This is a genomic window from Methanoregula sp. (assembly GCF_002835825.1).
GTDB lineage: Archaea > Halobacteriota > Methanomicrobia > Methanomicrobiales > Methanospirillaceae > Methanoregula.
In genome coordinates, this window is record NZ_PIZH01000129.1 from 1 (window position 1) to 5,611 (window position 5,611).

Here is a 5,611-nt window from a genome sequence, read left to right on the forward strand (position 1 = left end):
ACATACCCGGCGGGCGCCGGGCGACACATGTGTTCGGTGGCAGGGCGGGTGCGGGGGAGGATGCGCACAATGTCCCTTAATACACGAGGGATAAACACACTTTGGTCAGATGCTTGCCTGCGGTCTGCACGTGCATAACAGTGATTCCTGGGACGGGGAGAGCAGTGTCGGGGAGATCCTCCGGCAGGCCGGAGCAGAGGGGCTCGACGCGATTGCCATCACGGACCATGACACCGTCGAAGGAGCGAAGAAAGCCCTCACGATCCCGTCTTCCGTCCTTGTTATTCCCGGTATTGAGGTGTCCACAAAACAGGGCCATCTCCTTGTACTGGGAGTCACCGAGCCGATACCAGCAGGGCTTGATGTCGTGGCAACGGTGCGGATTGCACGGGAGATGAACGCCCTTGCCATCCTCCCCCACCCCTACCATGTCTGGCGGCACGGAGTTGCCCGCAGGAAGAAAGTGGGGATGAATGTTGTCGATGCCGTAGAGGTTTTCAACAGCCGGTATATCGTGGGCTCGGCAAATAAGAAGGCAGCAAGGATTGCAAAACGCCTTGGCAAGCCGTGTGTCGGCGGGAGCGATGCCCACAACGCAAAGTTCGTCGGGTTCGGCCGGACCTATGTTGATGCGGAAAAGAATGTCCCGGCCATCCTCGATGCGATCCGGTCCGGAAGAGTATCCTATGGCGGCAGGAAGACGCCGCTGCGCACGTACACGCGCCAGTCGATCAACAACACATGGAGAAAGATCAAGCGGATCACCCGTCATTTCCAGCTCCGGTGAGGCTTGCGTTCCGGGTATCCTATCTCGGCAGCCGGTTCTTTGGATCGCAGATGCAGGTCTCCGAGCGGACTGTTGAGGGAGAGTTCGTTGCCGCCTGCGAGCGCCTGAGCCTGTTCCCGGACTGGCGGGAAGCCGGCTTCCTGTTCGCCGGAAGGACCGACCGGGGCGTTCACGCGATCGGGCAGGTGGCAGCGTTCTCAACGGATGCGCCGGAGCGGGCAATTACCGCTCTCAACCTGCAGCTGCCTCCCGACTGCTGGTGCACGGCATATGCGGAGGTCCCCCCTGCGTTTCACCCGCGGTATGATGCAAAGAAACGCACATACCGGTATTTCTTTTCCAGCGCCCCGCCCCGCATTGAAGAAATGGCCCGGGCGGCGGCCCGGTTCATCGGGAACCACAACTTCTCCAGCTTTGCCCGGATGGACGGGAGGAGTCCGTTCCGGACAGTGTATTCCGCACAGGTCCTGGAGGAGGGTGGTTTTGTCTGCCTTGAGGTAACGGCAGAGAGTTTCCTCTGGCACCAGGTCCGCTGCATGGCAACTGCATTGCTCCGAATCGGTGAAGGGGAAGAGGAGGATCTCATTGACCGTCTCCTTACCGGGGAGCCGGAAAAAGCCCTCTCCCCTGCCCCGGCCGAAGGGCTTGTCCTGTGGGATACCGATTGTGGCATCTGCTGGAAGCCGATTATCGCGCGTGAGCGGAGTGCCCGGTTTATTAATGATCTTGTACGGCATCATTCCCTCATGGGAACTGTGTGCCAGACATTGCAGCAGGGGCTTCCCCCTTCCTGACCATTCAGCCGATATTCCGTGCAACCCCGCTCTTCACAGCGGCGTTCAGCACAGCCTCTGCTACGGCAGAGACAACGCGACGGTTCAGGATTTCCGGGAGAATCCGGTCATGGCGCGGGCGCCTGACGAAGTCCGCGATGGCATGGGCCGCTGCAACCTTCATCTCATCCGAGATCCGGGTTGCCCGGGCATCGAGAGCACCCCGGAAGATCCCGGGAAATGCAAGCGCATAATTGATCTGGTTGGGATAATCGTTCCGGCCGGTTCCTACGATTGCTGCGCCTGCCTGGAGTGCGTCCCCGGGAAGGATCTCCGGTGTAGGATGGGCAAGAGCAAAGATGATCGGGTCCTTGTTCATGGAGCGGATCATGGACGGGGTGATGATCCCGGGCACGGAGACGCCGATACCGACATCGGCCCCTTTCAGGGCATCGGCAAGCGAGCCGGTCCTGCCCGTCTTGTTGGTCTCCTCGCTGATGATGAACTTGTACTTGTTCGCGTACAGGCCGTCACGGTGCCGGTGGATGATCCCGTTCCTGTCGCAGACAATGATGTCATTGACGCTGCTGCAGAGGTCGGGGTTGTAACCAATGCACTTGAGTATACGGGTTATGGCATATCCCGCCGCCCCGGCCCCGGAGACGACGATGTTCAAATCCTCGAACTTCTTGTTTGTCACTTTACAGGCGTTGATGAGTGCAGCGAGGACAACCACTGCGGTACCGTGCTGGTCGTCATGCATCACCGGGATGCCGATATCCTGCAATGATTCTTCGAGCTCGAAACACCGGGGTGCCGCAATATCCTCGAGTGCGATCCCGCCAAAGACCGGGGCGATATTCCTGATGTCATCGGCAAATTCGAGATGGTAGCGCTCGAAACAGAGGGGAAAGGCATCGATCCCCGCGAGTTTTTTGAAGAGGAGTGCCTTTCCCTCCATAACGGGGATTGCCGCATACCCCCCGATGTTCCCGAGCGAGAGGACCCGGGAGCCGTCGGTCACAATGGCGATGGTATTGCCTTTGAGCGTGTACTTGTAGGCAAGGTCCTTGTCCTTATGGATCTCCCGGCAGACCTCTGCCACACCTGGGGTGTAAGCAAGAGAAAGGTCCCTCCGGTTCTTTACCGGAACTTTCGAATAGACCTCTATCTTGCCCTTATGCTTCCTGTGGAGTTCAAGGGATTCCGTGTAAATGTCTGCCTTTTTTGCCCGTTTCATCAGTACCGGTCCTACTTCAATGAAGGCAATGGCATTTCATCAATCTTGTTGTCGGGTCCTGAGTGTCGGGAGGTTCTGGTGCATCTTTGTCATGCCGGACCAAACGTTACATCAATCCACGCTGCTATCTCTTCCCTGACCCGCCGGTAACCGTCAAGGGTCTCGTCCTCTGTTCCCAAGGTCAGGTGGGGATCGGCAATTCCATGGTGCACTGTCTTTGCGGCATTCCGAACAATCGGGCACACCGCATGCGCATTGTCGCAGAGCGTGACAGCGAGATCGAACGGGATACCGGAAACGGCATCAAGGGTTTTTGACTGGTGATGCGAGATATCGATCCCGATCTCCTGCATCACCGTTATGGCCCGCGTGCTGACTCGTGACTGGCGTGTACCGGCACTATGCGCATCAAAACGTGAACCATACCGGGCCCGGAGCAGCCCCTCTGCCATCTGGGAGCGGGCAGCGTTTGCCGTACAGATAAAGAGGACCTTTGTTTTGGCCATGCGATCATCTCCCATGGTACTATCCCTTGTTGAGTATGTGGTATGTCTGTATGCTGGTTGAAAAGCATTGGGCGGATTATAGCGGATTATCTGTCTTTATCAGTACAGCGGTCTTATGAACGATTACCGTATGGCCAGATTCATCTGTGATTCCTGCGGGAAGTGCTGCTCCAGCTTTGGTTCCTTCATCACCATAGAGCGCCAGCTGAATGACCGTGATTATTATTGCCGGTACTCTCTGACCCGCGACCTGTTTCCGGTACACGTAAATTGCGAATATGCGGACGAGGTTTCCGACCGGCACTTTGCTCAATCCGGAACGTCCGCAGCTCCTGGTAAAAAGCCATGCCCCTTCCTCTGCCGTAAACCCGGAGGCGATGGTTTTGATTGTGCCATCTATGAGAGCCGGCTTCCCGTCTGCCGGGAATTCCGCTGCTACCGGATGTTCGTGTACGACAGGGAGAACACGCTTATCGGGAAGGTGATTGGTGCAGGGGAGATCAGTACCTCTGACGAAACGCTGGCTCGGCTCTGGAAGGAACAGATAGCTCTGCTTCCCCATGCACATCCGCCCGGGGGAAATAATCCCGCCTGGGTAAAAAAGGTCACCGCCATCCTCGCGGCACACGCGTTCCGCGGGGATGCAGTGGAATGATCTGGTGATCAGGTGGCCTTACTTCGTTGCAGTTGCCGTTGCGGTAGCGGTGGCTTCCGTTGTGGCGTTTGTTACCGCCGCAGTTGTGGCTGCTGCGGTGGGTGCGGTATAAGGCATGCAGCCCTCGCCGCGGAAGAGCGCCCACTCTTCGCAGGTGGTCCCGTTGGTGAAGGTGCACATGCCGTACTGGCCGCCGTCAGCAGCGGTCTTGATCTCGGTCTGGCCGCCAAGGCTTCCGCAGTTCACTGAGGCAGGATTTGCGATACCGGCAGTTGCTGCAGTTGTCTCAGCAACGGTTGTGCTGGTAGCAGCTGCAGAAGTTGCAGCTGCCGGGGTCTCTGCGGCGGAGGTTGCTACCGGTGCAACAGTAGTGGTTGTGGTCGTCACTGCGGTCGTTGTCTGGGGCTGGGTACAGCCCGCGATGAGCATGCCTGCGATGATGCATGCACCAAGAAGTACAAAAATACCTGTTTTGGAAATCATGATAATTCCCCGGTATAATTCGCGGGCGCGATATAAAAAGAGAGTGTTTTAATGGCGCTATTTCCCGATTGCTCAACGGATTGCCTCTTTCATCTGTGCAACATAATCGTTGAGCTCTCGCTCCATTGATTCAGGGCTGCCAAGATTCCGTTCAACAATACTGACAATCGCGCTGCCCACGATAACGCCATCAGCACCCGCTGCTGTGCAGGTCTTTGCATGTTCAGGCGATGAGATGCCAAACCCAAGGGCCAGCGGGAGGTCCGTGTGCTTTCGGACACGGCTGATAAGCTCAAGCGCGCCGGACGAAACCTGGTCCCGGACACCGGTCACTCCCAGCACAGCGACAAGATAGAGATATCCCCGCGCTTTTTCTACGATTTTGTCTATCCTCTCATCGGATGTCGTCTGGGTAACAAGGAAGATGGGGTCGATCCCGTAGCGTGAAGCCACCTCCGTTACCTCTTCTGACTCTTCCACCGGCATATCTGCGACAAGGATGCCGTCAACGCCGGCTTCATGCGCTTCGCGGTAAAACCGGTCAATGCCTCTTTTGTGGACAATGTTATAGTAGGTAAGGAAAACTATGGGGATATCAGTGTATTCCCGGACCGCCTTCACAAGCCTGAAGATGGTATCAGGATTCGTGCCGGCAGCCAGTGCCCGGTCATCAGCGCGCTGGATCACGGGGCCGTCAGCAACCGGGTCCGAGAACGGTACCCCGAATTCGAGGATGTCCGTCCCGCCTTCGATGAGGGCTTTTGCGACAAGGAGGGAGGTGGCTTCATCCGGATCTCCCGCAACAGTGAAGCCGATAAACGCAGTCTTCCCTCGCTTCTCAAACACTTTATCGATCCGGCTCATACTGCACCCCCCTGCATCCTAGCCACCTCTGCCACATCCTTGTCGCCCCTCCCGGAGAGGTTGATGACCACAATGTCATCGCGCTCGAACCGGTCGCGGTTCGTCATCACGTAGGCAACGGCATGGGCTGATTCAAGCGCCGGGATGATCCCTTCGGAACGGGAGAGGAACCGGAACGCATCGAGTACATCCGCGTCATTGGCTGCGGCGTAGGTTACCCGGTGGCTGTCCCTTAGCATGGCATGCTCAGGGCCGACGCCCGGGTAGTCAAGCCCGGCAGAGATGCTGTGGGTGGGCAGCACC

Annotated in this window: 7 protein-coding genes and 1 pseudogene; 3 read left to right on the forward strand and 5 right to left on the reverse strand. The window is 57.6% G+C overall.

Going from position 1 to position 5,611, the window contains the following annotated elements; all coding sequences use genetic code 11:
* Positions 1–109 precede the first annotated feature (109 nt).
* Together CW742_RS06115 and truA are read left to right on the forward strand one after the other, a co-directional pair.
* Positions 110–787: a PHP domain-containing protein gene (locus CW742_RS06115; protein WP_292417921.1), complete on the forward strand. Its 678-nt coding sequence runs from the start codon at positions 110–112 to the stop codon at positions 785–787.
* Positions 742–1,581 carry a tRNA pseudouridine(38-40) synthase TruA gene (gene truA / locus CW742_RS06120; protein ID WP_292417923.1) on the forward strand — a complete coding sequence of 280 codons (840 nt, stop codon included), beginning with the start codon at positions 742–744 and terminating at the stop codon, positions 1,579–1,581. The genes CW742_RS06115 and truA overlap by 46 nt, the downstream gene beginning before the upstream one ends.
* Positions 1,582–1,585: 4 nt before the next feature.
* On the opposite strand, the gene CW742_RS06125 is transcribed toward truA, so the two are convergent.
* Both CW742_RS06125 and CW742_RS06130 read right to left on the reverse strand, forming a co-directional pair.
* The gene (locus tag CW742_RS06125; RefSeq protein ID WP_292417926.1) at positions 1,586–2,800 is read right to left on the reverse strand and encodes an NADP-dependent malic enzyme; all 1,215 of its coding nucleotides are present in this window, start codon (positions 2,798–2,800) and stop codon (positions 1,586–1,588) included.
* An 89-nt stretch (positions 2,801–2,889) separates the two neighbouring features.
* A complete protein-coding gene (locus tag CW742_RS06130; RefSeq protein ID WP_292417928.1) occupies positions 2,890–3,306 on the reverse strand; it encodes an arsenate reductase ArsC in 417 nt (138 codons plus the stop codon).
* Between the two features lie 130 nt (positions 3,307–3,436).
* Between CW742_RS06130 and CW742_RS06135 the strand changes: the two genes are divergently transcribed.
* The gene (locus CW742_RS06135; protein ID WP_292417930.1) at positions 3,437–3,961 is read left to right on the forward strand and encodes a YkgJ family cysteine cluster protein; all 525 of its coding nucleotides are present in this window, start codon (positions 3,437–3,439) and stop codon (positions 3,959–3,961) included.
* Positions 3,962–3,979: 18 nt separating this feature from the next.
* Here the strand turns inward: CW742_RS06135 and CW742_RS06140 are convergent, their stop codons facing one another.
* The 3 genes and pseudogenes from CW742_RS06140 to CW742_RS06150 form a co-directional block, all read right to left on the reverse strand.
* Positions 3,980–4,444 carry a DUF333 domain-containing protein gene (locus tag CW742_RS06140; protein ID WP_292417933.1) on the reverse strand — a complete coding sequence of 155 codons (465 nt, stop codon included), beginning with the start codon at positions 4,442–4,444 and terminating at the stop codon, positions 3,980–3,982.
* Positions 4,445–4,516: 72 nt separating this feature from the next.
* The gene (gene trpA, locus CW742_RS06145) at positions 4,517–5,308 is read right to left on the reverse strand and encodes a tryptophan synthase subunit alpha (RefSeq protein ID WP_292417935.1); all 792 of its coding nucleotides are present in this window, start codon (positions 5,306–5,308) and stop codon (positions 4,517–4,519) included.
* Positions 5,305–5,611, reverse strand: a pseudogene (locus CW742_RS06150) (tryptophan synthase subunit beta); the annotation flags it as partial. The gene trpA and the pseudogene CW742_RS06150, both read right to left, overlap by 4 nt.

What these genes read in the sequence shown, in the direction of transcription:
- CW742_RS06130 (WP_292417928.1), bottom strand. Translation starts at nt 3,306, where the DNA reads ATGGCCAAAACAAAGGTCCTCTTTATCTGTACGGCAAACGCTGCCCGC.
- CW742_RS06115 (WP_292417921.1), top strand. Translation starts at nt 110, where the DNA reads ATGCTTGCCTGCGGTCTGCACGTGCATAACAGTGATTCCTGGGACGGG.
- CW742_RS06125 (WP_292417926.1), bottom strand. Translation starts at nt 2,800, where the DNA reads ATGAAACGGGCAAAAAAGGCAGACATTTACACGGAATCCCTTGAACTC.
- CW742_RS06140 (WP_292417933.1), bottom strand. Translation starts at nt 4,444, where the DNA reads ATGATTTCCAAAACAGGTATTTTTGTACTTCTTGGTGCATGCATCATC.
- trpA (WP_292417935.1), bottom strand. Translation starts at nt 5,308, where the DNA reads ATGAGCCGGATCGATAAAGTGTTTGAGAAGCGAGGGAAGACTGCGTTT.
- CW742_RS06135 (WP_292417930.1), top strand. Translation starts at nt 3,437, where the DNA reads ATGGCCAGATTCATCTGTGATTCCTGCGGGAAGTGCTGCTCCAGCTTT.
- truA (WP_292417923.1), top strand. Translation starts at nt 742, where the DNA reads ATGGAGAAAGATCAAGCGGATCACCCGTCATTTCCAGCTCCGGTGAGG.